The sequence below is a fragment of the Quadrisphaera setariae genome (genome assembly GCF_008041935.1).
Classification (GTDB): domain Bacteria; phylum Actinomycetota; class Actinomycetes; order Actinomycetales; family Quadrisphaeraceae; genus Quadrisphaera; species Quadrisphaera setariae.
The window spans coordinates 158,620-181,186 of the sequence record NZ_VKAC01000004.1; the positions used below are offsets into that span (position 1 = coordinate 158,620).

A 22,567-nucleotide genomic window follows, 5' to 3' on the forward strand; every position below is an offset into this window, starting at 1 on the left:
GGCCAGGGGACCCGGGCGCCAGGATGGTCGGGTGGACCGCCGCTTCCGCGCACACGTCCTGGCCGCTGCCTCCGAGCAGGGACCGGAGCACCTCGCCCGCGCTGCGGCGTGGCTGGAGGACCTGCCCGCCGTCGTCGAGCGCTGGCGCCGCCACTGGCACCTGGGACCGCTGACGGCGGTGCAGGCGAGCATCCACTGGGTGGGCCGCGGCGTGCGGGAGGACGGCCGCGGCTGCGTGCTCAAGCTCGCCGTGCCCGGTGCCCCGCAACCCCTGGCCGAGGTGCACTGGCTGCGCCGCACCGCACCGCGGGGGCAGGACGCCGAGGGCGGTGGCGCCTCGAGGGTGCGTCCGGTGCGCCTGCTCGACGCCGACCCGGGCGCTGGCGCACAGCTGCTCGAGCTGGTGGAACCGGGGGGCACCCTCGCGACCGACCTGCTCGCCACCGCCGGCACCGCCCGCTTCGCCGCCGCTGACGACGCTGCCTGCGAGGTGCTCGGCCGCGCCGCGCGCGCCGTGCGCCGCCCCGCTCCCACCCCTGCCGACGACGACGAGCGCGCCGACCCCGCCGGCCGCGCGGCGCTGGCGTCGGTGCCGGGCCACCTCGGGGTGGGGCTACCGCCCGCGTGCGGAGGACTCTTCGCCGTCGCTGAGCGCCGCGACCCGCGGCACCGGCTGCTGCCGGCGCACCTCGTGGAGCTCGCGGCAGCACAGGCGCGCCACCTCTTGGACACCGCCGCGGCGGCGGGCCAGACGGACGTGCTGCTGCACGGAGACCTCCACCACGACAACGTGCTGCGCGCGGCACCGACGACCAGCGCAGGGGGCGCGTCGGGCAGCAGCTCGGCGCTGGGCGCTGACGGGGCCTGGGTGGTCATCGACCCGCACGGCGTGGTCGGCGAACCCGCCTACGAGGTGGCCTGCGCGGTGTACAACCCGTTCGCGCTCGGCGGGCTGGCGGCTCAGCGCGCCGAGGCGCGGTGCATGCGGCTGGCGGACGCCGCGGAGCTGCCGCTGGAGCGCGTTCGCGCCTGGGCGCTGGTGCAGGCGGTGCTGTCAGCGGTGTGGTCGCTCAGCGGCAGCACCGAGCAGCACTGCACCGAGCAGCAGGTGCCCGAGGAGGTCAGGCAGGTCCTGGCCGTCGCTGAGCGCCTGGCGGGCTGACCGGGCCTCTCAGAGCCCGAGGGCGACCGGGCTCGGACGGCGCGGTCGCGCGGGTGCTTCCTCAGCCAGCGGTGCGGCGGGCGGCGCGACGCGCCGCCAGCTCGTCGGTGGCGGAGGAGCCGCCGTCGACCTTCTCGCTCGGCAGGGTCGCCAGCGAGGACTCCACCTCGCGCCAGACACGGCCCACGGCGATCCCGAACACGCCCTGACCGCCCTGCACGAGGTCGACGACCTCCTCGGCGGAGGTGCACTCGTAGACGCTGGCACCGTCGCTCATGAGCGTGATCTGCGCCAGGTCCTCCACCTCGCGCTCGTGCAGGTGGCCCACGGCGGAGCGGATCTGCTGCAGGGAGACGCCCGTGTCGAGGAGCCGCTTGACGACCTTGAGCACGAGGATGTCGCGGAACCCGTACAGCCTCTGCGTCCCCGAGCCGCTGGCAGGCCGCACGCTCGGCTCGACCAGGCCGGTGCGGGCCCAGTAGTCCAGCTGCCGGTAGGTGATGCCGGCCGCCTTGCACGCCGTCGGACCCCGGTAGCCCGCCTCACGGTCGAGCGCCGGCAGCGCGTCGGTGAAGAGCAGGCTCTGCGCAGCCGCGGTGCGCCCGCTCCCGCCGTCTCCTGAGCCCCTCACGCGGTCCTCCTGTCATGCGCCTTCCCGGGCCGGCGCGGGACCGCGGCTCGAGGCGAGTCGCAGACCGCCGGCAGCTCCGGTGCAGGGCGTCCTCATGACGGTAGGGCCGGGCACGCCCCCCGTCAACGAACGCGACCCTCAGCGCTCCGGCGTGTCGCGTCCTGGCGTGTCGTCGCCGCCCTCGCCGGGCGGGTCTCCCTCGAAGTCCTCGGCGCTGACGTGGTCGAGGAACTCGCGGAACTTCTCGACCTCGTCCTCGTCCTGGTCAGGCACGGGAACGCTCGCCGTGGACAGGACCTCCTCGGCGCCGAGGATCCGCGAGCCGGTCCTTAGGGCCAGGGCGATGGCGTCCGAGGACCGGGCGCTCACCGTCGTTCCGCCGTCGAGGACGAGCTCGGCGTGGTAGACGCCGTCCTTGACGGCGACGATGCGCACCTCCACCAGGGTGCGCCCCACCGCCTCGAGCACGTCCTTGAGGAGGTCGTGGGTGAGGGGGCGCGGCGGGACCACGCCCTGCTGGGCGAAGGCGATGGCGCTCGCCTCCGGCGCACCGATCCAGATCGGGAGCATGCGGTCTCCCTCGCGCTCCCGCAGCAGCACGATGGGGTTGTTCGAGGGCATCTCCACCCTGACCCCCACGACGTCGAGCTCGCGCACCCGACCACCGTAACGCCGCCGACGACGTCGGCCACCGGCGGGCGGCGCGACGGACGACCACCTGCGACCACCGGCTGCGGCCGGCGTCGACGGCGTCAGGACAGCGGCGCGACCTCGTCCAGGGCGCAGCCCAGGGCCGCCGCGTGCAGGGACAGCAGCGACGTCACCAGCTCCAGCGCCACCCGCTCGGCGTCGTCGGCGCGCTCGTCGGCGCGCTCGGGCCGCTCGCCGGGACGAGCTCGCCGCAGCGGGCTCACCACCTGGTCGACCAGGGCCGCCTCGGCGCCCACCGCGGTGCGCAGGGCGCGCAGGTGGCGCGGTTCGATGCCGTGCTCCCCGAGCACCACGGCCGCGCGCACCAGGTCGAGGGCTGAGCGGGGGTAGCGCCCGGCGCTCTCACGAGGCAGCAGCCCGTGGTCCTCCAGCGCCTCCAGCAGCGCCAGGGAGCCGCCCGCCTGCTCCAGCACCTCCGAGCGGGACACGGGCTCGCGACGATCCGCCCCACCACCGCCCCTCGTGACCGAGGACGCGGCCGGAGGGTCCTCCGACGTCTCGACGGACGCCGTGGACGCCGTGGACGGCGGGGACCCCGTGGACGGCGACGGCGGGTCGTCGTCCACGGGGGTGTCGTCCTGGTGGGTCCCGGCCGCGGCGCCCGCGCCGCCGTCCGCGCTGGCGTCCTGGGCGGCGAGGTGCTCGCGGATGACGCGCAGCGGCATGTACTGGTCGCGCTGGAGCCTCAGGACGGTCCGCAGCCGCTCGACGTCGGCGGGGGTGAACTTGCGGTACCCGCTGGGGGTGCGCTGCGGGGAGACCAGGCCGCGGTCCTCCAGGAACCGCACCTTGGAGTGGGTCACGTCGCTGAACTCCGGCGCCAGCTGCGCCAGCAGCTCGCCGATGGTCAGCAGCTGCTGGCGCCCGCCGTCGGCGGAGGCGGGCTGCGGCGCGCGGGAGGCGGCCCGCTCGCTCACCGCGAGCGGAAGGAGTGGAAGGTCAGGCGGTACTTGCCGATCTGGACCTCGTCACCGTTGGTGAGGAGGACGTCGTCGACGCGGTCGCGGTTGACGTAGGTGCCGTTGAGGCTCCCGACGTCGCGGACGCGGAAGCGCTGCCCGTCGCGCACGAACTCGGCGTGCTTGCGGGAGACGGTCACGTCGTCGAGGAAGATGTCGCTGCTGGGCTGGCGCCCGGCGGTCGTGCGGTCGTCGTCGAGGAGGAAGCGCGCCCCGGCGTTGGGACCGCGCTGCACCACGAGCAGGGCGCACCCCTCGGGCAGCGCGTCGACGGCCCGCTGCTGGTCCGACGTCAGCCCGGGGGTCGCGTCGGACGAGGTGTCGACCTCCGGCACCGAGATGGCCGGGAAGGACATCGTCGTGTCCGAACCGCCCTGCCAGCTCGGCTCCTCGCGCTCGCTCACGGGGCCACCCTAGCCGTCGCGCGCCGGCGTGCTGCAGGCCCGCCGGACTCGCGCCCGGGCTCGTGGATCACGAGATGTGGTCCCGGTACCCGGCGGCGTCGAGCAGACCCTCGAGCGCGGCGGGGTCCTCCAGGCGGACCTCGAGGACCCAGCCCTCGCCGTAGGGGTCGGAGTTCACCAGCTCAGGGCTGCCGTCGAGGCTGTCGTTGCGGGCGGTGACCTCGCCGGTCACCGGCGCGTACAGGTCGCTGACGCTCTTGGTGGACTCCAGCTCCCCGCACGAGGCACCGGCCTGCACGCGGTCGCCGACAGCGGGCAGGGAGACGTACACGATGTCTCCGAGCTCGCCCTGCGCGTACGCGGTGATGCCGATCCTCACGACGCCGTCGTCGGTGGGAGCCACCCACTCGTGCTCCGCGGTGTAGCGCAGCTCTTCGGGGACCTCGACGTCGGGCATGGAGGGGCCTCCTGGAGGGGGAGCATCGGGTGGTCGACGGCGCTGGAGGCCCGGGCTCAGCCCGTGCCGCTGGGCGCGACCGGGCGAGCGTACGCAGGCGCGCCCGCGGGCTGCAACGCCGTCACGTCGACCTCGTCGAGCTGCTCCACGGAGATCGAACCGCCGACCCGCCGGACCGTCGGACCGACGCCGTCGGGGAACTCCATCGCGCTGGCCAGCGTCTGGGGACCACCGATCGCCAGCACCGTGAACGGGGCTCTGACCTGCACCACGGCACCCGGGGAGCCGACGGAGACCGAACCGTCGGCGGCGTCGGTGAAGGCGGTGCTGGCGATCACGCGCGCGTCACCGATCTGGATGGCCTCGGCGCCGGCGTCGCGCAGCTCCTGCACCGCCCCCAGCAGCAGCGTCGCGGCGCTCGGGCTCGAGCCCGCCGGCACCTGCACCGTCAGCCGGATGCCCGGGCCCGTCGCCGGCAGCGTGCCGGCGAGGATGCCGAGGGTGTCCACGCGCTGCTGCGCGAGCTCGCGGGCCGCGGCGCGCTGGTCGCCGCTGGCGCGCAGGTCCGCCTGAGCGCTCTCCAGGTCGCTGATCTCGCGCTGGAGCCGGTCGGACCGGTCGGTGGCGTCGTCCAGCAGGCCCAGCAGCTCCGACTGCGGGAGGTTCGCGAGGTCGGCGCCGGTGCGCTGCTGCACCTGCACCGCCGCGGCCAGCCCGAGCAGCAGGCACAGCAGGCCCACCACCAGCTGGCCGCGGGTGGCTCGCGGCGCCAGGGCGTAGCGCAGGCCGCGCCGAGCAGGAGCCGCGGGAGCGGGCGACGACTCCGCGGGAGCAGGCGCCGCGGGTGCGGCAGCCGGCTGCTCCGCCGCCTCGGCGGTGGGGCGGGCAGCCACCTCGCGCGACTCCTCCTGCCCGGTGGACGCCGGTCCGGTGGACACCGCCGCCGCAGCGGCGAGCGGCTCACCGCCGCGCTCGTCGGCGGCGGTCGTGGTGCTCGCGAGGTCGAGCTGCAGCTGGTCGGCGGGGGCGGGGCCGCCGTCGGCCGGCGGGAGGTCCAGGGCGAGCTGACCGGGGCCCGGGACCGCGGCCGGGGAGACCTCGGCGTCTGGGTCGCTCATGGGGCGCTCACGCCTTGAACAGGTGCCGCCGGATGGAGGCGACGTTGGAGAAGATGCGGATGCCCAGCACCACGATGACGCCCGTGGACAGCTGGCTGCCCACGCCCAGCTGGTCGCCCAGGTAGACGATGAGGGCCGCCACCACGACGTTGGACAGGAACGACACCACGAAGACGCGGTCGTCGAAGAGGCCGTCCAGGGCGGCGCGGAAGCCCCCGAAGACGGCGTCGAGGGCCGCGACCACGGCGATCGGCAGGTACGGCTGCAGCCACGTGGGCACGGTCGGGTCCAGCACCAGCCCCAGGACGATGCCGACGACGAGGCCGACGGCGGCGATCACGGGGCGCTGCTTGCGAGGGCTGCGGTGGGCGTCGGCGGGGCCGTGGCGGTCACGGGGAAGACTCCTGCTGCTCCGGTCGGGCTGAGGGCGAGGTGCTGGACGGGGAGGCGCTCGGGCTGGCGGAGGCGGCCCCGGGGACCCGAGCACTGTAGAGGCGCTGCGCGTCGAGCGCGGGCAGGTCCAGCGCCTCCTCGGTGCTCACCTGCACGCCGATGCCGTACTGGTCCTGCAGCGCCTGCAGCCAGCGCGCCGCGGGGGTCAGCGCGAAGGACGCGGCGAGCGCGTTCGGCGACCCGATGGCCTCGACGCGGTACGGCGGCGACAGCGGGCGGAAGTTCACCAGCACCGCCCCACCGGCGCTGCGGATGGCGGTGGCGGCGGTCAGCCGCTGGCCGTTGACGGCCACGGCCTCCGCGCCGGAGGCCCACAGGCCGTTGGCGACGCGCTGGAGGTCGCCGTCCTGGACGCGCGCGTCGGCGGCGGGGTCGACGTCGCGGGGGTTCGCGGGGTCGGTGGCGGCGGCGCGGCCGTCGGTGAGGGTGACCACGAGCCCTGGGCCGGTGACCTCGGTGGTGCCGGAGGCCACGAGCACGCCGTCGCTGGCGCTGGGGGCGCCGGGGTCCCCCTCGAGCAGGGCGTCCTGCTCGGACTGCACGTCGGCGCGCAGCTGGGAGGCGCGAACGGCCAGGGCGTCGGCCTCTGAGGTGCGGCGCTGGATGTCGGCCACGAGCTCGGAGCGGTCGGAGGGGTTCGAGGGGGTGTGGAGCGCCAGGACCGCGCCCGTGACCAGCAGGCCCGTCGCGGCGGCCAGGCCCGCCGTCAGCGCGGCGCGGCGCCGGGAGCGGGGGGCCGCGCTGACGCCCGGAGAGCTGGCGGCGGCGCGGCGGCGCTCAGCGGCAGCGGCGTAGCCGGGGTCGAGGGGGCGCTCCAGCACCTCCACGAGCAGCGTCATCGACGCGTCGGGCCGCGCACGTCGGGCGGACGACGGCCCGGAGGGCGCAGGGGTGGCCGGAGCGGGCGTGGGAGTGGGGGTCGGGGCGCTCACGGGGCGCTCCCCGACCTCGCACCGGTCCCGCTGTCGACCTCGCGGCGGGCGCGGAGCATCGCCCGCACCTGGGCGGCGTAGCGCAGACCCGCCCACCAGTACAGAGCGGTGCCCCAGAGCGCGAACGCCCAGCCCAGCGGACGGGCCACCGCGCCGACGTGCCCCCCCACCGAGGACAGCAGGATCAGCGGGAAGGCGTACAGGAGGGCGAAGGTGGCCGCCTTGCCCAGGTCGCTGACGGGCAGCGGCCCGTGGCCCAGTCGCGCCAGCGGCGGCCCGAGCGCGAGGATCAGCAGGTCGCGGGCCACGATGACCGCCACGAGCCACCACGGCACGAGGTCGCGCAGGGCCATCCCGAGCAGCGTCGCCAGGATGAACAGCCGGTCGGCGGCCGGGTCGAGCACCTGGCCCAGGCGGGTGACCTGGCGCCAGCGGCGGGCCAGGCGCCCGTCGAGCCAGTCGCTGGCGCCGGAGACCGCGAGCACCGCGAGCGCCCACAGGTCGTGGCCGGTCAGGATGAGGACGGCGAAGACGGGCACCAGCGCCAGGCGCAGCGCCGAGAGCGCGTTGGGGACGGTGAGCACGGCGTCGCTGGGGTGGTCGGCGGTGCCCGCCGGCCCAGGGCTGCTCACGCCTCCAGCATCGCAGCCCTCGGTGACCGCGGGCTCAGCCCCGGGTGGGAGGGGTGGGCACCGGGGCTGGTCTGCGGGCGGGGCGGGGGCGGGCGGTGGCGAGGGCCGCGCGCAGGCTGTCGCCGGCGGCGCCGCGGTCCACCCGGACCAGGGCGAGAGCGGCGACGACGAGGGCGGTGACGGACTCCCCGAGCTGGTCGCGCTCGCCGCCGTCGAGGTCGGGGCGGGCGGCGGCCAGGCCGGCGGCGACGGCGGCGCGCAGCTCGTGGCGGTAGGCGGCGACGACGGCGCGGACGGTCTCGTCCTGGCCGATGGGTGCGGCGGCGGCGTTGAGGAGCAGGCAGCCGAGGCGCGCGTCCGCGGCCGGCCCGGCGCCACCTCGCCCGTCGTCGCCCTCCCCGGCGCTCCCGGTCTCGCTGCCGCCGGTCTCGGCGGGGGCCACGGCGGCGATGGCCGCGAGGAGACCGCCGAGGTAGGTGGCCAGCGCGTCCGGGGCGACGGGAGCGGTCTGCAGGGGGCGCAGGCGAGGGCGGACCACCTCGTCGAGGTAGCTGGCCAGGGCGGCGTCGTAGAGGCCCCGCTTGCTGCCGAAGGCGTGGTAGAGGCTCGAGCGCCCCAGGCCGGTGGCGCGCTCGAGGTCGGGCACGGAGGCCTGCTCGTACCCGTGCTCCCAGAAGACGCGGCGGGCGGCGCGCACGGCGCTCGCCTCCTCGAAGCCCGCTGGCCTGCCCATGGTCGCCCCTGCCTGTCGATCGGCGTCGCACCCTCCGCCGTCCGGTGGGGTGCGGTGCGCAGAAGTTCTGCAATGACCGTTACAGTACTGCCTCGTGGTCATCGCCGGACTCGTCCTCATCAGCGCCGCCGCCCTGCTGCACGTGTGGATCTTCGTGCTCGAGTCGCTGGCGTGGACCAGCCCGCGAGCGCGCCGCACCTTCGGCCTCAGCCGCGAGGAGGCGCTCGCCACCCAGCAGATGGCGTTCAACCAGGGCTTCTACAACCTCTTCCTCGCGGTCGCCGCGGCGGCGGGCGTCGTCGTCCTGAGCACCGGCGGTCCGGTGGGCGTCGGCGCTGCGCTCGCGCTGACCGGTGCCGGCTCCATGGCCGGCGCCGCCCTGGTGCTGGCGGCCTCGGACCGCAGCAAGCTGCGCGCCGCCCTGGCCCAGGGGACGGCCCCGCTGCTCGGCGTCGTCGCGCTGGCCGTGGGCCTCGCCACCCGCTGACCACCTCCCTCCCACAGCCCCGTCGAACGACCAGGAGGTCTCCTCATGACCAGCACGACCAGCTCCACCACCTCGACCAGCCGCCAGTGGCAGCTCGTCTCCCGCCCCGTCGGCGAGCCGAAGCCCTCCGACGTGCGCCTGGTCGAGGTGCCCCTGCCCGACCTCGGCCCCGGCCAGGTGCGCGTGGCCAACGAGTTCGTCTCCGTGGACCCCTACATGCGGGGCCGGATGAACGACACCAAGAGCTACGTGCCGCCGTTCGGCCTCGGTGAGTCGATGAACGGCGGGGCCGTCGGCCGCGTGGTGGCCTCCAGCGCCGACCAGCTGCCCGTGGGCACCCTCGTGGTGCACCAGCAGGGCTGGCGGGACGTCGCCCAGGGCGACGCGGCCGGCTTCCGCGCCGTGCCCGAGGTGGAGCGCGACGGCGTCGCGGTGCCCTCCTCGGTGCACCTGGGGATCCTGGGGCTCACCGGGCAGACCGCCTACGCGGGGCTGACCGCCGTCGGCCGCCTCCAGCCGGGTGAGGTGGTGTTCGTCTCCGGCGCCGCCGGTGCTGTGGGCACGGCCGTGGGCCAGGTGGCGCGCCTGCTGGGAGCCTCCCGGGTGGTCGGGTCCGCCGGTGGCCCGGAGAAGGTGGCCCGCCTCGGCGAGCGCTTCGGCTTCGACGCCGCCCTCGACTACAAGGCCGCCCCCGTGCGCGAGCAGCTGCCCGCGCTCGTGCCGGACGGCGTGGACGTCTACTTCGACAACGTCGGCGGCGACCACCTGCAGGCCGCGCTCGACGTCATGAACCGCCACGGCCGCCTCGTGCTGTGCGGCGCCATCTCCGGCTACAACGCCAGCCCGGCCCAGCCCGGTCCGGCCGGTCCGGACAACATGGCCAACACCATCACCCGGAGCCTGACCCTGCAGGGCTTCACCCTCGGCGACTTCGCGTCCCTGCTGCCCGAGGCCACCACCAAGCTCGCCGAGTGGTTCGCCGCGGGGCAGCTGCAGCACGACGAGACCGTGGTCGACGGCGTGGAGAACACCTTCGAGGCGTTCCTGTCCATGATGCGCGGCGGCAACACCGGCAAGATGGTCGTCCGGGTGGGCTGAGCCCCTCCGGGCTCACACCCCCCTCGGAGGAGGCGCACCTACCGTCGCGGCCGTGCTGTCGCGACGCGGCCTCCTCACCGGCGGGCTCACCCTCACCGCGGGCTCCGCGCTCGCCGCCTGCGCCGCTCCGGCGTCGCGGGCGGCGAGCGCGTCCCCGCCAGGGTCGGCACCTCCCGGAGGCGACCCACCCCTGCTGATGGTCATCCGCCACGCGGAGAAGCCGCCGAGCTCGGGCGCGCCCCACGGGGTGCTGCCCTCCGGGGAGCAGGACGGCGAGTCGCTCACCACCACGGGCTGGGCCCGAGCCGGCGCGCTGGTCGGGCTGTTCGAACCGGTCGACGCCGAGGGACCCGCAGCGCTGCGCGCCGGACTGTCGCGGCCGGCGGTGCTGGTGGCCGCCGACCCCTCCCGCGGCAGCCGGCGCCCCTTCCAGACCCTGACGCCGCTCGCCGCGCGGCTGGGGCTGGACGTGCAGACGTCCTTCGCCAAGGGGCAGGAAGCCGCCCTCGCCTCGTCCCTGCGGGACGTGCGGTCGCCGACGCTCGTGGCGTGGGAGCACCAGGCGATCCCCGCGATCGTCGCGGACTTCGGCCCCGTGGCGCCGGCACCGCCGTCCAGCTGGCCCGGTGACCGCTTCGACCTCGTGTGGTGCTTCAGCCGGACGGACGACGACGGCTGGCGCTTCAGCCAGGTCCCGCAGCTGCTGCTCGCCGGTGACAGCGCGCAGCTGCCCTGACGCTCACGGGACGACTGCCCCCGGAACGACGAAGGCCCTGGTGAGCAGTGCTCACCAGGGCCTTGCTGTCGGGCTGACAGGATTTGAACCTGCGACCCCTTGACCCCCAGTCAAGTGCGCTACCAAGCTGCGCCACAGCCCGTGGCTCCTCAGAACCGTGGAACACCTTACAGGTCCGGATGCTCGGCACTGCCACCAGGTGGCGACTCCTGGCGCAGCAGCGCTTCCACAGCCGCCACAGGGTCTGCCTCGGGCCCTACAGGACGGACGTACCGGCTGGTCGACCGCTCGTCCCGGTGCCCCAACCGGCCTGCCACACGTTCGCTGCTCACTCCCGCCCCACTCAGCCATGAGGCGTGGGTGTGGCGCGTCTGCCGCGCCAGCGGCCGGAACTCGAGACCAGCGTTCTTGACCGCCCTCGACCACTGCGCCGCCCAGGCGTGGCGCGACACGCCGGGGAAGGCGTCTGCACCTGCCTCACCGCCGCGCCCCGGTGGGACCGTCGCGGACGACCGCGGAGGAGCCGCGCCTGCGCGCTGGTCCCGCCGGGCACGTCGCCTCGCTGACGAGTACTCCGAGACCGCCTGGCGACAGGATGCGCACCGACACGCCCCCGTCGTGTAGCCGTTGACCGTCCCGTGGCCGTAGGTGCGGCCGTTGGGCCCGGTGAACGAGCCCAGCTCGGCGAGCCGCTCCGGCGTGAGAGGAGTGGTGTGGATCTTCGCAGGGAAGGACTTCCCGGACGGCTCCGGCAGGACGAGACGGCGTGGGAACAGCAGGTCGCCGTCGGCCAGGTGGTGCTGCTCGCACCAGCGCTGCAGCTCCGCCGCGAACGGCCCTCCGACCTCGACCCGCCGCTCCTGCCCGGACTTCGTGCCCGACCTCAGCGCGAACCTCTGGCCGTCCTCCGAGGAGCTCCGCCCCGGCTCGACGAGCCTGCGCCGCACCACCAGCGAGTCACCGAGGACGTCCTGCGGCTGCAACGCCAGAGCTTCTCCGATCCTCAGACCTGAACGGACCAGCAGGTCGGCCAGGAGACGTGCGCCCGGCGTGGGCAGCGCCTCGCGCACGAGGAGGAACTCCTGCGGTGTCATCACCCGGCCCCGCGGGGCGGCCGACCTCGCCTGACGGGGCAGGAGGACGTCGCCGGTCGGCACCTCGCGGATGGCTCCCACCTCCCGAGCCCGGCGCAGCAGCAGACCGAGCACCACGCGGCACTGCCTCACCAGCTCGGCCCCAGCACCCCGCGACGCGATCCCCGCGAGCAAGGCCTCCACGTCCTCGCGGCTGGTGCTGGCGACGCGCCTCGGCCCGAGGACGGGGTCGACGTGGCGGAAGTACCGGCTCTCGTAGGACTTCAGGGTCACGACGTCGACCCGCGCCGTCGCGGCGTACGACGCCCACGCGTCGGCCACCGTCATGGTGGAGCGGGCGACCTGCTCGTCCCTCTCATCGTCTTCTTCCACGCGGTGGATCGTGGCGGACACCACCGACACCCCGACCCCCGCGAAGAGCCCCGGAGGACGACGAGGGGCGGGCGGCTGCACCTCGCAGCCACCCGCCCGTCGTCGTCATTCTGGTCCCCCCCTGCGAGCAGGAGGAGGCGGCGTCAGCGGCGGCGCTTCTCCCGCACGCGCACGCTGACCTCCACCGGGGAGCCCTCGAAGCCGAACTGCTCGCGCAGGCGCCGCTCCAGGAACCGCCGGTACTGCGCCTCGAGGAACCCGGAGGCGAACAGCACGAACCGCGGCGGCCGGGTGGACGCCTGCGTGCCGAAGAGGATGCGCGGCTGCTTGCCGCCCCGCAGCGGGTGCGGGTGGGCCTGCACGACCTCGGACAGGAACTGGTTCAGGCGGCCCGTCGGCACGCGCGTGTCCCAGCTGTCCAGCGCCACGTCGAGCGCCGGGACGAGCCTGTCGGTGTGCCGGCCGGTGCGCGCGGAGATGTTCACCCGCGGCGCCCACGCCACCTGCGCGAGGTCGGTCTCGATCTCGCGCTCGAGGTAGTGGCGGCGCTCCTCGTCGGTGAGGTCCCACTTGTTGAACGCCAGCACCAGCGCCCGCCCGGACTCCACGACGGTGGAGATGATGCGGGTGTCCTGCTCGGTGAGGCGCTCGGAGGCCTCCAGCAGCACCACGGCGACCTCGGCCCGCTCCAGGGCCGCCTGCGTGCGCAGGGAGGCGTAGTAGTCGGCGCCGGAGGTCTGGTGGACGCGGCGGCGGATGCCGGCGGTGTCCACGAACCGCCACGGGCGCCCGCCGAGCTCCACGAGCTCGTCGACCGGGTCGCGGGTGGTGCCGGCGGTGCTGTCGACGACGACGCGCTCGGAGCCGACCAGCTTGTTGAGCAGGCTCGACTTGCCGACGTTCGGACGGCCCAGCAGCGCCACGCGCCGCGGCCCGCCGGGCGCCTCGGCGTCCCCCACGAGCTTCTCGGGGACGGCCTTGAGCACGGCGTCGAGGAGATCTCCCGAACCGCGACCGTGCAGCGCCGAGACCGGGTGCGGCTCCCCCAGGCCGAGCGACCACAGCTGCGAGGCGTCGGCCTCGGTGCGCTCGTCGTCGACCTTGTTCGCCGCCAGCACCACGGGCTTGCCCGAGCGGCGGATGAGCTTCACCACGGCCTCGTCGGTGCCGGTGGCGCCCACGGAGGCGTCGACCACGAAGACGACGACGTCGGCCAGCTCGATGGCGATCTCGGCCTGCTCGGCCACGCGGGCGTCGAGCCCGTGGACGTCGACCTCCCAGCCGCCGGTGTCGACGACGACGAAGGGCGTGCCGGCCCACTCGGTGGTGTACCGGACGCGGTCGCGGGTGACGCCGGGCACGTCCTGCACGACGGCCTCTCGGCGGCCGAGGACGCGGTTGACCAGCGTCGACTTGCCCACGTTGGGGCGTCCGATGATGGCGACGACGGGCAGGACGCCCTCGTCGTCGCTGCCGTGGACGTCGTGCTCGCCGTCGAGGACGGCGAGGTCGTCGTCGGACAGCTCGTAGTCCTCCAGCCCGACGCGCAGCGCACGGGTCGGGTCCAGCTCCTCGCTCATGCGCGGGCTCCTGCGGTCTCGGGTGCCGGTGCGGCGGGGTGGGCCGGCAGGGCGGCGGCGGCCAGCGCCAGCAGCGCCTCGACCCCCTCCTCCAGCGTGCCGGAGTTGTCGAGGACGGCGACGCCGTCGGCGGCCTCGGTGAAGGAGGCGACGGTGGAGTCGTCGCGGTCGCGCCGGACCACCTCGTCGCGGGTGCGCTCGACAGCGGCCTCGTCGGACGTGCCGTGCAGCTCCAGGGCCCGGCGCGCCAGGCGGCGCTGCTCGTCGACGACCACCAGGACGCGCACGGCGGCGTCGGGCGCCACCACGGTGGTGAGGTCGCGACCCTCGGCCACGACGCCCCGCTCGGCGGCCTGGACGGCGATGGCGGCGCGCTGGCGGGCGATGAGCTCGGCGCGGACCTCGAGGTTGGTCGCCACCGCGCTCACGGCGGCGGAGATGCGGCTCTCCCGGATCGCGGCGGTGACGTCGGTGCCGCGGACGATGACGTACGGGCGCTCCGGGTCGGTGCCCACCCGCAGGTCCAGACCGCGGGCCAGGCTGGCGACGGCCTCGTCGGACCCGTGGTCGCGCCCTCCCGGCGTCGACGACGCGGCGGCGGCCGCGGCCAGGTCGACACCGTCCTCCAGGGCCGCCCAGCACACCGCGCGGTAGTAGGCGCCGGTGTCGAGGTAGCCCGCGCCGAGCGCGGCGGCGGTGCGGCGGCACAGCGTGGACTTGCCGGAGCCGGAGGGACCGTCGACGACGACGACGAGCCCGCGCGCGGGGGGCTGCGCGCTGGACGGGGTGGGGTGTTCGGGTGGAGCGTGCACCCCCCGAGGGTAATGGCCAGCAGCGACGGCGCTGGTCACTAGCCTGGTCGCGTGGCCACCTCACCCCGCCCGACCGGAACCCCCGAGCAGGTCGAGGAGGCGACCGCGGCGCTGGAGTTCGTCGCCGCCCTCGCCACCCGCCTCGGCGAGGAGGCGACCCGCCGCCAGGCCGGCGCCGTCGAGCAGCGCAAGCCCGCCGCGGCGCTGACCGGCTCGGTGGTCACCGACGTCGACCTCGACACCGAGCGCGCCGTCGACGAGGCCCTGCGCGAGCGCTTCCCCGCCGACGGGATCATCGGCGAGGAGGGCGCCGACCGGCCCCCCGCGGACCCCGAGCGGGGGCGGACCTGGGTGGTCGACCCCATCGACGGCACCCTCAACTACGCCCGCCGGCTGGGCCCGTGGTCGGTGGTGGTCTCCGCGTGGCGCGGCCCGCGCGAGCGGCCGCACGCCGAGTCCGTCGCGGTGTGGACCGGCGGGCACCTCTACACCGCCCTGGTCGGCCACGGCGCCTTCGTCCGCGTGGGCGGGCCGGACGCCGAACCGCGCCGCCTGCACCTGGAGGGGCCGGCGGAGGCCGGCGGCGTGGTGAGGGCCGGCGCCGGTGTGCTGGGTGCTGTCAAGGAGGCCGGCTGGCTGGCCAAGGTGGTGGAGAGCTCCGCCGCCGAGGTGGTCTCCATCGCCGACGGCCGCGTCATGGGCACGCTGCGGCTGGGGGGCGACCGCCGCGACCTGCACGGACCCGCGCTGCTGGTCGCCGAGGCCGGCGGCGCCGTGGTGCCGCTGGACGGCGAGCCGCTGTCCGGCGTGAGCCGCTCCCTGGTCCTGGCCCACCCCGGCGCCGTCGACGACCTCGTGGCGCTCGCCACGGCGAACCTCCCCGTCAGCGGCCCCGCCGACTGACGCGGCCGGCCGAGGTGGCCTCCCCGGGGGCACCTCCCGCCTGAGGCCTCAGCCGGCGAGCAGCCTGTCGAGGTGGGCTGCGGCGACGGCGAGGGCCCGCCCGGGCGGCATCCGCGCCGGCTCGCGGGCCACGGCCACGGCGAGCCCGTCGGCGAGGGCCAGCAGCGCAGCGGCCTCCTGGGCTCGCGGCGCGGCGGCCAGGGCGGGCAGCGCGGCGGCCAGCAGGTCGTCGAGGAGCTGCTCCAGGAAGCCCCACTCCTCGGCGTGGCGCTGGGCGGCCGGCGGGTGCACCTCGGCGCGGGCGAGCCGCGCCACCCACAGCACGGTCGCGGGCCGCTGGTCGGGCCGGGCTCCCACCAGCGCGGCCACCACGGCGCGCAGGCGCTCCGCGGGCGGGCCCGGCGCGGCGAGAGCGGCGCGCACGTCCTCGGCGACCACCTCGCTGGCGTGCTCCATCGCCGCCTCGAGCATGGCGTCCTTGGTGGGGAAGTGGTGCTGCACGGCGCCGATGGAGACGCCGGCCCGGGTGGCCACGCGCCGGATGCTGACGCCCTCGAAGCCGTCGGTGAGCAGGACGTCGACGACGGCCGCGAGCACCGCACCGCGCCCACCGGCATCACGCCGAGGCTGCCCGGAGGCACGTCGGTGCTGGTCAGGGGGTGACACGCGACCGATCGTCCCACGACGCTCGACGACCATACAGTCGTATGGCTAGGCTCCACCGGCATGGAGCAGCCGTCCGCGCGCAGCGCCGCCCTCGACCTCGCCCGCGGCGTGGCGGTCCTCGGCACGCTGGCCACCAACGTCTGGATCTTCACCGACCCGCAGGGCTTCGTCGGGTACACCGCGCGCATCGGCTCCAGCGCGCGCGACCTCGCCGGGTGGGGCGGGGTCGAGGTCGTCGCCCAGCAGCTGGCGCAGGGCAAGTTCCTCGGGCTGCTCACCCTGCTCTTCGGCATCGGGCTGGAGCTGCAGCGCCGCTCGGCGCTGCGCCGCGGGTCGCCCTGGCCCGGGCGCTACCCACTGCGTGCGGCCCTGCTGCTGCTCGACGGAGCCGTCAACTACGTGCTCGTCGCCGAGTTCGACGTGCTCATGGGCTACGCCGTGACCGGCGTCGTCGTCGCCTACCTCCTGGCGACCTCCGAACGCGCCCAGCGCGCCTGGCTCGTCACCGCGGCCGCGGTGCACCTGGTCGTGCTCACCGCGCTGGGGCTGCTGCTGTCAGGACTGCCCGAGGTCGAGCAGCAGCCGCTGGCGCCCAACCCCTACGCCGACGGGTCGTTCTGGGCCCTGGCGGCCTTCAGGGTGGACAACGCCGCGGCGTTCCGCGCCGAGCCGGTCCTCATCGGTGCGCTGTCGGTGGCGCTCTTCCTGACCGGCTCGCAGCTGGTGCGCCGCGGGCTGCTCGAGGCCGGTTCGCAGCGCGGCGCCCGCCTGCGCCGGCGCCTGCTCGTCACCGGGGCGGTCGCGCTGGGCGTCGACCTGGCCCTGGGGTTGTTCGGCGGCGTCGCCGGCGTGGTGGTGGCCCGGTACGGCACCGCGCCCCTCGTCGCCGGGGGCCTGCTCGCCGCGGCCGTGGAGCTGGAGCGGCGGCGCCCCACCCCCGCGGGCGCCGAGCGCTTCGCCCGCGCGCGCCTCGCCGAGGTCGGCCGCACGGCCCTGAGCTGCTACGTGCTGCAGAACCTGCTGGCCGGAGCGCTCTGCTACGGGTGGGGCGCAGGCCTGGCCGCCGCCACTCCCGACGCGCTGCGGGTGCCGGTGACGCTGACCGTGTACGCAGCCGTGTGCGTCGCGGTGGTGGCAGCGGCCTGGGCGTGGCTGCACCGCTTCGAGCGCGGCCCGCTGGAGCTCCTCACCCACCGCGTGCTCGCCGCGGCCGCGACCCAGCGCCGAGCGAGCTCGCTGCGCTGAGCCGACGAGGGTGGCGGAGGCCCACGACCACGGCCAGATGTTCGTGATCATGGGCGTCCTCCACCCTCCCTGGAGCGGGAGTGCTCAGTCGAGCAGGGCCCAGCCGAGGTCGCGCAGAGCGGACTCCAGCACGGTGCGCGCCGCGGGCAGCACCGACACCTCCGCCAGGCCCACCGGCTGGCCCGGGGAGTGCTCCAGGCGCAGGTCCTCGAGGTTGACACCGGCCGCGCCGACGTCGTGCAGGAGCCTCGCCAGCTCACCGGGAGCGTCCGGCACGAGCACCGTCACCACGGCGTAGGACGTCGGCGGGGCGCCGTGCTTGCCCGGCACCCGGGCGCGCCCGGCGCCGCCGTCGGCGATGAGGCGGGCCACCGCGGCCAGCGCGCCCGGGCTGTTCGCGGCGGCGTCAGCGGCGTCCTGCACGGTGTCGAGCTGCTCCAGGGCCGCCAGCACGGCGTCGAGGTCGGCGCGCAGGTCGCGCAGCACCGCCGCCACCGGACCGGCGTTCGCGCCGAGGATCTGCACCCACAGCGCCGGGTCGGACTCGGCGATGCGCGTGACGTCCCGCAGGCCCTGCCCGGCCAGGTCGACCGCCGGCTCCGGCGCCTCGCGCAGCCGCGCGGCCACCAGCGACGCGGCCACCTGCGGCACGTGGGAGACCAGCGCCACCGCCTCGTCGTGCGCCCCGGCCTCCATCACCACGGGCACGCCGCCGAGGTCGTCGGCGAGGTCGCGGACGGTCGCCACCGCCACCGCCGACGAGCTCGCCGTGGGGCACAGCACCCACGGCCGCCCCGCGAAGAGCGTGCCGCGGGCGGCGACGGCACCGGAGCGCTCCCGCCCGGCCAGCGGGTGGCTGCCCACGTAGCGCGCCAGCGCCCGCTCCCCGGCGGCCCCGTCCAGGCCGTGGACTCCGGCGGCGAGCAGCCGGCGCAGCTCGTGGAGCACCGTGAGCTTGACGCTGGCCACGTCGGTGACCACGGCGTGCGGCCAGCACGCCAGCTGCTCGGCCACCACCGCGGCCGTCACGTCGGGCGGGGAGGCGACGACGACGAGCGCGGGCGGCGCTTCGTCGTCCTGGCGCAGCCGTCCGGCGCCGAGGTCGCGGGCCAGGGCGGCCGCGGTCGGCGAGGGGTCGGCCAGGGTGGTCTCGACGCCGCGGGCGCGCAGCGCCAGCGCGGCACTGGTGCCCAGCAGGCCCGTGCCGACCACGTGGACGGGACCGCGCGTGCGCGCGTGGAGCGTGGTCATCGAGCGGTCTCCGCCGTCGTCGTGGTCCTGCTGGTCGTGGTCGTGGGAGGCGGGGTCACTGGGCGATGTCCCGGCGCAGCGCAGCAGCACCGCGCAGGTACACGTGCTGGACTTCGCTGCGCGCCAGCGCCGTCTCGGCCAGCGCCATCAGCCGGACCACGCGGGGCATGGCCCCGCGGACGTCCACCTCGACGGCGCACATGAGCGGCACGTCGCCCAGGCCCAGCTCGCGCGCTGCCACGGCCGGGAACTCGCTGGTCAGGTCCGGCGTGCAGGTGAACGTGATGCTGATGAGGTCGTCGGTGGACAGCCCGTTCGCCTCCAGGACGGCGGTCACCAGCTCGCGCGTGCTGGCGAGCAGGTGCTCCCGCTCGTCGGCGTCGAGCTGCACCGCTCCCCTGACCGCGCGCACGGCGCGCGCGGTCAGCGCGGGGTGGGACGCCTGCGCGGCGTCGAGCACCATCAGCGCCCGCCCTGGCCGCGCTGCTGGTTCCGCTGCTGACCGCGCTGCTGGCCGCCCTGCTGTCCGCCCCGGGTGGTGCGCGCCGCCTTGGCGTTCTTCGCGGCGCGGGTGGACTTCGACGACGCCGCCGTGCGCCGGGCGGCGCCGGTGACCATCTGGATGCCCTTGCGGTCGGGCGCCTTCGCCACCGGGCGCTGGCCCTTGGGACGCGGGGTGCGGGCCCCGGGCTGCGAACCGGGCCCGGCGCTGCGCAGCGAGGAGACCTCCTCGCGCGTCAGCGAGCGGGTGACCCCGGGGCGCAGGTCGCCCAGCTGGATCGGGCCGATGGCGGTGCGCGCCAGGCGGATGACGGGGTAGCCGACCTCCTCCAGCATGCGGCGCACCACGTGCTTGCGGCCCTCGTGCAGGACGATCTCCACGAACGCCTTGCCGGGCGCGGAGTCGACCAGGCGGAAGGAGTCGGCCTTGGCCAGGCCGTCCTCCAGCTCCACGCCGTCGCGCAGGCGCTTGCCGATCCCCCGCTCCACCGGCCCGTGGATCTCGGCGACGTACGTGCGGGGCACCTCGAAGGAGGGGTGCTGCAGGCGGTGCGCGAGGTCGCCGTCGTTGGTGAGGAGGATGAGGCCCTCGGTGTCGACGTCCAGGCGGCCGACGTGGAAGAGGCGCACGCCCTGCTCGGTGCGGTCGTCGAGGATGTCCGCCAGCGTCAGGCGGCCCTCGGGGTCGGACATCGCCGACAGGTACCCGCGCGGCTTGTTCATGGCCAGGTAGACCTTGGTGGGGTCGAGCTGGAGGAGCATCCCGTCCACCTCGACCTGGGCGGTGGCGGTGTCGACGCGGACGCCGAGCTCGGTGACGACCTTCCCGTCCACGCGCACCCGCCCGCGGGTGATGAGCTCCTCGCAGGCGCGCCGCGAGCCCATGCCGGCGCCGGCGAGCACCTTCTGCAGGCGCACGCCGTCGGGGTCGTGCACGTCGTGCTCGTCGTGCCCGGACTGCTGGCTGCGCTGCTGGTCGCGCTGGTCTCGCTGCTGGCTCACTGCTGCTCTTCTCCTGCTCCGCCGCTGCTCACGGCCCGTCGTCGAGGGCGTCGAGGAGCGCGTCGATCTCCGTGTCGTCCGGCAGGTGCGGCGCCAGCGGAGGGAGGTCCTCGAGGCTGTCGACCCCGATCTTCTCCAGGAAGGCCGTGGTCGTCCGGTACAGGGTCCCACCCCCGGGACCCTCCTTGCCCGCCTCGGTCACCAGACCGCGGGTGAGCAGGGTCCGCACCACCGAGTCGACGTCGACCCCGCGCACCGCCGCCACCCTCGCCCGCGTCACCGGCTGCGTGTACGCGATGACCGCGAGGGTCTCCAGCGCCGCCTTCGACAGCCGCGCCGACGCCGCCTCACCGGTGAAGCGCGCGACGAGCTCCGCGGCCTCGGGCCGGCTCCAGATCCGCCAGCCGCCCGCCGCTGCCCGCAGCTCGAACCCGCGCTGCTCGTCGCGGTAGGACTCCGCCAGCTCCCCCAGCACCCGGTCGACGCGCTCGGCGGGCACGCCGAGCCCGTCGGCGAGGTCGTCGGTGGACACCGGCGCGTCCACCACCATGAGCACCGCCTCCAGCGCGGCGCGCAGCCCGCCGGGCAGGGCTGCCAGGTCACCAGCGGAGTCGTCGGGCTCGTCGCGCTCGTCGACGGGGCGGTGGCTCACGAGGGTTCCCCCGGCGGGTCGGTCTCATCGGGCTGCGCGGTGAGGTCGACGACGCCGCGCCAGCGCACCTGCAGCGGCTGGGCGGGGTCGGTCTGGTCCAGGTCGAGCTCGCCGCGGCGGTACAGCTCCAGCACCGCCAGGAACCGCCCGACCACGAGGACGACGGCGGCCCGTCCGTCCCCCGCGGATCCCTCGCCGGCGTCGGCGATGAGCTCGGCGAAGCTCACCGCCTCCGCGCCGCGCTCGGCGAAGCGGGCCACGAGGCGCGTCCGCAGCAGCGCCACCTGCTCGGGGACGCTGACGGTGGGTGCGTGCAGGTGCTCGACGTCCACCCGTGCCGGCAGGCCACGGCGGCCCTTCACGGGCGCGGCGATGGCCGCGGCGGCCAGCGCCGCCAGCTGGTCGGGCGTGGTGGCCAGCACCAGCTCGGGCAGGGCTCGCTCCACGAGCGGGTCGGCGGCCCCGGTGCCCCCGGGACGGGGCGTGCGCAGCGCGCCCTCGGCCAACCGGTCGGCCAGCAGCGCCGCCACCTGCGCGTAGGCGCGGTGCTGCAGCAGCCGGGCGAAGAGCAGGTCACGGGCCTCCACCAGGGCCAGGCCCTCGGCGTCGAGCTCGTCGGTCTCGTCGGTGGGCAGCAGGCGCGCCACCTTGAGGTCGAGCAGGGTGGCGGCCACCACGAGGAAGCCGCTGGCCTGCCCGAGCGCGGCGACCTCGGCCTTCGCGGTGGCCCGCGCACCGGAGGCACCGTCGCCGTCGCCGTCCGGGTCCTCGGCGGCCTCTGCGGCGTCGACCGCGGCGAGCATGCGCCGCAGGTGGGCGATGAACTCGTCGGTGACAGCGGCCAGCGCCACCTCGGTGATCTCCAGGCGGCGCCGCGAGATCAGGCCCAGGAGCAGGTCGAACGGCCCGGAGAAGTTCTCGAGGTGGACGTCGAAGGAGGGGGCGTCGCGGTCGGTGAGCACCCCACCTGGGACTGCTGTCGGGACCGCTGCCGGGACGTCGGGAGGAGCTGCCGGGGCGGTGCTGGCGTCAGCGGTGGACTCGGAGGCGCCGGCGGCGCGGGGCGCCGGGAGCACGGTCAGGCAGCGGCGCCGCGGGCGACCAGCTCGCGGGCGAGGCGGCGGTAGGACTCAGCGCCGGAGTGCTCGGGGGCGTACGTGGTGATCGGCTCCCCGGCCACGGAGGCGTCGGGGAACTTCACGGTGCGGCCGATGACGGTGTCGAACAGCGTCGACCCGAACGCCTCCACCACGCGGGCGATGACCTCGCGGGAGTGCAGCGTGCGGGCGTCGTACATCGTCGCGAGGATCCCGTCGATGGCCAGGGCCGGGTTGAGGCGGTCCTGCACCTTCTCGATGGTCTCCACCAGCAGCGCCACGCCGCGCAGCGCGAAGAACTCGCACTCCAGCGGGATGAGCACGCCGTGCGCGGCGGTCAGCGCGTTGACGGTGAGCAGGCCCAGGGAGGGCTGGCAGTCGACGAGGACCACGTCGTAGTCGTCGGTGCCGGTGCGCAGCGCCCGCGACAGCGCCTGCTCGCGCGCCACCTCGCCGACCAGCTGGACCTCCGCGGCGGACAGGTCGATGTTCGCGGGCAGGATGTCCACGCCCGGCAGGCGCGTGGGGACGACGACGTCGGCCACGGTGGCGCGCCGGTCCATCAGCAGCGTGTAGACGCTGTGCTGCAGCTCGTGCGGGTTGACGCCCAGGCCCACCGAGAGCGCGCCCTGGGGGTCGAAGTCGACCAGCAGCACCTTGCGCCCGTACTCCGCGAGCGCCGCGCCCAGGTTGATGGTGGTGGTGGTCTTGCCCACCCCGCCCTTCTGGTTGCACATGGCGATGATGCGTGCGGGGCCGTGGCCGGACAGCGCCGGCGGGACGGGGAAGTCGACGAGGGGGCGCCCGGTGGGACCGAGCAGGCCCTGCTGAGCGCCCTGCACGTGGCGTGCCTGCAGGTCGCTCGTCATGGGTGGGAAG

Annotated in this window: 26 protein-coding genes and 1 tRNA gene; 6 read left to right on the plus strand and 21 right to left on the minus strand. The window is 75.8% G+C overall.

Going from position 1 to position 22,567, the window contains the following annotated elements:
* Positions 1 to 31 precede the first annotated feature (31 nt).
* Positions 32 to 1,162, plus strand: a complete 1,131-nt coding sequence (locus tag FMM08_RS07935) for an aminoglycoside phosphotransferase family protein (RefSeq protein ID WP_147925806.1) — start codon at positions 32 to 34, stop codon at positions 1,160 to 1,162.
* A 61-nt stretch (positions 1,163 to 1,223) separates the two neighbouring features.
* Here the strand turns inward: FMM08_RS07935 and FMM08_RS07940 are convergent, their stop codons facing one another.
* From FMM08_RS07940 to FMM08_RS07985, 10 genes are all read right to left on the minus strand, one after another.
* Positions 1,224 to 1,793 carry a MerR family transcriptional regulator gene (locus FMM08_RS07940; protein WP_147925807.1) on the minus strand — a complete coding sequence of 190 codons (570 nt, stop codon included), beginning with the start codon at positions 1,791 to 1,793 and terminating at the stop codon, positions 1,224 to 1,226.
* 138 nt (positions 1,794 to 1,931) lie between these two features.
* On the minus strand, positions 1,932 to 2,450 hold the full coding sequence (locus tag FMM08_RS07945; RefSeq protein ID WP_147925808.1) for a bifunctional nuclease family protein: 519 nt from the start codon (positions 2,448 to 2,450) through the stop codon (positions 1,932 to 1,934).
* Between the two features lie 95 nt (positions 2,451 to 2,545).
* Positions 2,546 to 3,358, minus strand: coding sequence for a transcriptional regulator FtsR (gene ftsR, locus FMM08_RS07950; protein WP_439653554.1), 813 nt, complete (start codon positions 3,356 to 3,358; stop codon positions 2,546 to 2,548).
* A gap of 59 nt (positions 3,359 to 3,417) precedes the next feature.
* Positions 3,418 to 3,867, minus strand: a complete 450-nt coding sequence (locus FMM08_RS07955; protein ID WP_304653973.1) for an FHA domain-containing protein — start codon at positions 3,865 to 3,867, stop codon at positions 3,418 to 3,420.
* A 67-nt stretch (positions 3,868 to 3,934) separates the two neighbouring features.
* A complete protein-coding gene (gcvH, locus tag FMM08_RS07960; RefSeq protein WP_147925810.1) occupies positions 3,935 to 4,324 on the minus strand; it encodes a glycine cleavage system protein GcvH in 390 nt (129 codons plus the stop codon).
* A 56-nt stretch (positions 4,325 to 4,380) separates the two neighbouring features.
* Positions 4,381 to 5,442 carry a DUF881 domain-containing protein gene (locus FMM08_RS07965; protein WP_147925811.1) on the minus strand — a complete coding sequence of 354 codons (1,062 nt, stop codon included), beginning with the start codon at positions 5,440 to 5,442 and terminating at the stop codon, positions 4,381 to 4,383.
* Positions 5,443 to 5,449: 7 nt separating this feature from the next.
* Positions 5,450 to 5,782 carry a small basic family protein gene (locus FMM08_RS07970; protein WP_147925812.1) on the minus strand — a complete coding sequence of 111 codons (333 nt, stop codon included), beginning with the start codon at positions 5,780 to 5,782 and terminating at the stop codon, positions 5,450 to 5,452.
* Positions 5,783 to 5,831: 49 nt separating this feature from the next.
* Positions 5,832 to 6,827 carry a DUF881 domain-containing protein gene (locus FMM08_RS07975; RefSeq protein WP_147925813.1) on the minus strand — a complete coding sequence of 332 codons (996 nt, stop codon included), beginning with the start codon at positions 6,825 to 6,827 and terminating at the stop codon, positions 5,832 to 5,834.
* On the minus strand, positions 6,824 to 7,459 hold the full coding sequence (clsA, locus tag FMM08_RS07980) for a cardiolipin synthase ClsA (RefSeq protein ID WP_222710542.1): 636 nt from the start codon (positions 7,457 to 7,459) through the stop codon (positions 6,824 to 6,826). The genes FMM08_RS07975 and clsA overlap by 4 nt, the downstream gene beginning before the upstream one ends.
* Positions 7,460 to 7,493: 34 nt before the next feature.
* Positions 7,494 to 8,192 (minus strand): TetR/AcrR family transcriptional regulator, encoded by a 699-nt coding sequence (locus FMM08_RS07985; protein WP_147925814.1) that lies wholly within the window; start codon positions 8,190 to 8,192, stop codon positions 7,494 to 7,496.
* Between the two features lie 94 nt (positions 8,193 to 8,286).
* On the opposite strand from FMM08_RS07985, the gene FMM08_RS07990 reads away from it, so the two are divergent.
* The 3 genes from FMM08_RS07990 to FMM08_RS08000 are packed head-to-tail and all read left to right on the plus strand — an operon-like array spanning position 8,287 to position 10,513.
* A complete protein-coding gene (locus FMM08_RS07990; protein ID WP_147925815.1) occupies positions 8,287 to 8,679 on the plus strand; it encodes a DUF1304 domain-containing protein in 393 nt (130 codons plus the stop codon).
* 45 nt (positions 8,680 to 8,724) lie between these two features.
* Positions 8,725 to 9,777, plus strand: coding sequence for an NADP-dependent oxidoreductase (locus FMM08_RS07995; RefSeq protein ID WP_147925816.1), 1,053 nt, complete (start codon positions 8,725 to 8,727; stop codon positions 9,775 to 9,777).
* 52 nt (positions 9,778 to 9,829) lie between these two features.
* A complete protein-coding gene (locus tag FMM08_RS08000) occupies positions 9,830 to 10,513 on the plus strand; it encodes a hypothetical protein (RefSeq protein WP_222710543.1) in 684 nt (227 codons plus the stop codon).
* Between the two features lie 68 nt (positions 10,514 to 10,581).
* Here FMM08_RS08000 and FMM08_RS08005 read toward each other — a convergent pair.
* The 4 genes from FMM08_RS08005 to FMM08_RS08020 all read right to left on the minus strand — a co-directional run bounded on the left by FMM08_RS08005 (position 10,582) and on the right by FMM08_RS08020 (position 14,371).
* Positions 10,582 to 10,655: transfer RNA gene (locus FMM08_RS08005), tRNA-Pro, on the minus strand.
* A gap of 25 nt (positions 10,656 to 10,680) precedes the next feature.
* Positions 10,681 to 11,979 (minus strand): tyrosine-type recombinase/integrase, encoded by a 1,299-nt coding sequence (locus FMM08_RS08010; RefSeq protein ID WP_147925817.1) that lies wholly within the window; start codon positions 11,977 to 11,979, stop codon positions 10,681 to 10,683.
* A gap of 143 nt (positions 11,980 to 12,122) precedes the next feature.
* Complete coding sequence (gene der, locus FMM08_RS08015) at positions 12,123 to 13,559, minus strand: ribosome biogenesis GTPase Der (RefSeq protein ID WP_147925818.1); 1,437 nt, start codon at positions 13,557 to 13,559, stop codon at positions 12,123 to 12,125.
* Positions 13,556 to 14,371: a (d)CMP kinase gene (locus FMM08_RS08020; protein WP_147925819.1), complete on the minus strand. Its 816-nt coding sequence runs from the start codon at positions 14,369 to 14,371 to the stop codon at positions 13,556 to 13,558. The genes der and FMM08_RS08020 overlap by 4 nt, the downstream gene beginning before the upstream one ends.
* Before the next feature lie 51 nt (positions 14,372 to 14,422).
* Between FMM08_RS08020 and FMM08_RS08025 the strand changes: the two genes are divergently transcribed.
* Positions 14,423 to 15,274 (plus strand): inositol monophosphatase family protein, encoded by an 852-nt coding sequence (locus FMM08_RS08025; protein ID WP_147925820.1) that lies wholly within the window; start codon positions 14,423 to 14,425, stop codon positions 15,272 to 15,274.
* Positions 15,275 to 15,322: 48 nt separating this feature from the next.
* On the opposite strand, the gene FMM08_RS08030 is transcribed toward FMM08_RS08025, so the two are convergent.
* Positions 15,323 to 15,940: a TetR/AcrR family transcriptional regulator gene (locus tag FMM08_RS08030; RefSeq protein ID WP_222710544.1), complete on the minus strand. Its 618-nt coding sequence runs from the start codon at positions 15,938 to 15,940 to the stop codon at positions 15,323 to 15,325.
* Between the two features lie 60 nt (positions 15,941 to 16,000).
* On the opposite strand from FMM08_RS08030, the gene FMM08_RS08035 reads away from it, so the two are divergent.
* On the plus strand, positions 16,001 to 17,185 hold the full coding sequence (locus tag FMM08_RS08035) for a DUF418 domain-containing protein (protein WP_147925822.1): 1,185 nt from the start codon (positions 16,001 to 16,003) through the stop codon (positions 17,183 to 17,185).
* Between the two features lie 84 nt (positions 17,186 to 17,269).
* Here FMM08_RS08035 and FMM08_RS08040 read toward each other — a convergent pair whose 3' ends face one another.
* The 6 genes from FMM08_RS08040 to FMM08_RS08065 are packed head-to-tail and all read right to left on the minus strand — an operon-like array spanning position 17,270 to position 22,557.
* Positions 17,270 to 18,436: a prephenate dehydrogenase gene (locus tag FMM08_RS08040; protein ID WP_147925823.1), complete on the minus strand. Its 1,167-nt coding sequence runs from the start codon at positions 18,434 to 18,436 to the stop codon at positions 17,270 to 17,272.
* 55 nt (positions 18,437 to 18,491) lie between these two features.
* A complete protein-coding gene (gene aroH / locus FMM08_RS08045) occupies positions 18,492 to 18,899 on the minus strand; it encodes a chorismate mutase (protein ID WP_147925824.1) in 408 nt (135 codons plus the stop codon).
* A complete protein-coding gene (locus tag FMM08_RS08050) occupies positions 18,899 to 19,939 on the minus strand; it encodes a pseudouridine synthase (RefSeq protein WP_147925825.1) in 1,041 nt (346 codons plus the stop codon). Before FMM08_RS08050 ends, aroH begins: the two co-directional genes overlap by 1 nt.
* 28 nt (positions 19,940 to 19,967) lie before the next feature.
* Positions 19,968 to 20,591, minus strand: coding sequence for an SMC-Scp complex subunit ScpB (scpB, locus tag FMM08_RS08055; RefSeq protein ID WP_222710545.1), 624 nt, complete (start codon positions 20,589 to 20,591; stop codon positions 19,968 to 19,970).
* Complete coding sequence (locus tag FMM08_RS08060; protein WP_222710546.1) at positions 20,588 to 21,667, minus strand: segregation and condensation protein A; 1,080 nt, start codon at positions 21,665 to 21,667, stop codon at positions 20,588 to 20,590. The genes scpB and FMM08_RS08060 overlap by 4 nt, the downstream gene beginning before the upstream one ends.
* A gap of 2 nt (positions 21,668 to 21,669) precedes the next feature.
* Positions 21,670 to 22,557 (minus strand): ParA family protein, encoded by an 888-nt coding sequence (locus tag FMM08_RS08065; RefSeq protein ID WP_147925826.1) that lies wholly within the window; start codon positions 22,555 to 22,557, stop codon positions 21,670 to 21,672.
* Between the last annotated feature and the right edge of the window lie 10 nt (positions 22,558 to 22,567).

What these genes read in the sequence shown, in the direction of transcription:
- FMM08_RS08040 (WP_147925823.1), bottom strand. Translation starts at nt 18,436, where the DNA reads ATGACCACGCTCCACGCGCGCACGCGCGGTCCCGTCCACGTGGTCGGC.
- der (WP_147925818.1), bottom strand. Translation starts at nt 13,559, where the DNA reads ATGAGCGAGGAGCTGGACCCGACCCGTGCGCTGCGCGTCGGGCTGGAG.
- FMM08_RS08035 (WP_147925822.1), top strand. Translation starts at nt 16,001, where the DNA reads ATGGAGCAGCCGTCCGCGCGCAGCGCCGCCCTCGACCTCGCCCGCGGC.
- FMM08_RS07985 (WP_147925814.1), bottom strand. Translation starts at nt 8,192, where the DNA reads ATGGGCAGGCCAGCGGGCTTCGAGGAGGCGAGCGCCGTGCGCGCCGCC.
- aroH (WP_147925824.1), bottom strand. Translation starts at nt 18,899, where the DNA reads ATGGTGCTCGACGCCGCGCAGGCGTCCCACCCCGCGCTGACCGCGCGC.
- FMM08_RS07995 (WP_147925816.1), top strand. Translation starts at nt 8,725, where the DNA reads ATGACCAGCACGACCAGCTCCACCACCTCGACCAGCCGCCAGTGGCAG.
- gcvH (WP_147925810.1), bottom strand. Translation starts at nt 4,324, where the DNA reads ATGCCCGACGTCGAGGTCCCCGAAGAGCTGCGCTACACCGCGGAGCAC.
- FMM08_RS07965 (WP_147925811.1), bottom strand. Translation starts at nt 5,442, where the DNA reads ATGAGCGACCCAGACGCCGAGGTCTCCCCGGCCGCGGTCCCGGGCCCC.
- FMM08_RS08065 (WP_147925826.1), bottom strand. Translation starts at nt 22,557, where the DNA reads ATGACGAGCGACCTGCAGGCACGCCACGTGCAGGGCGCTCAGCAGGGC.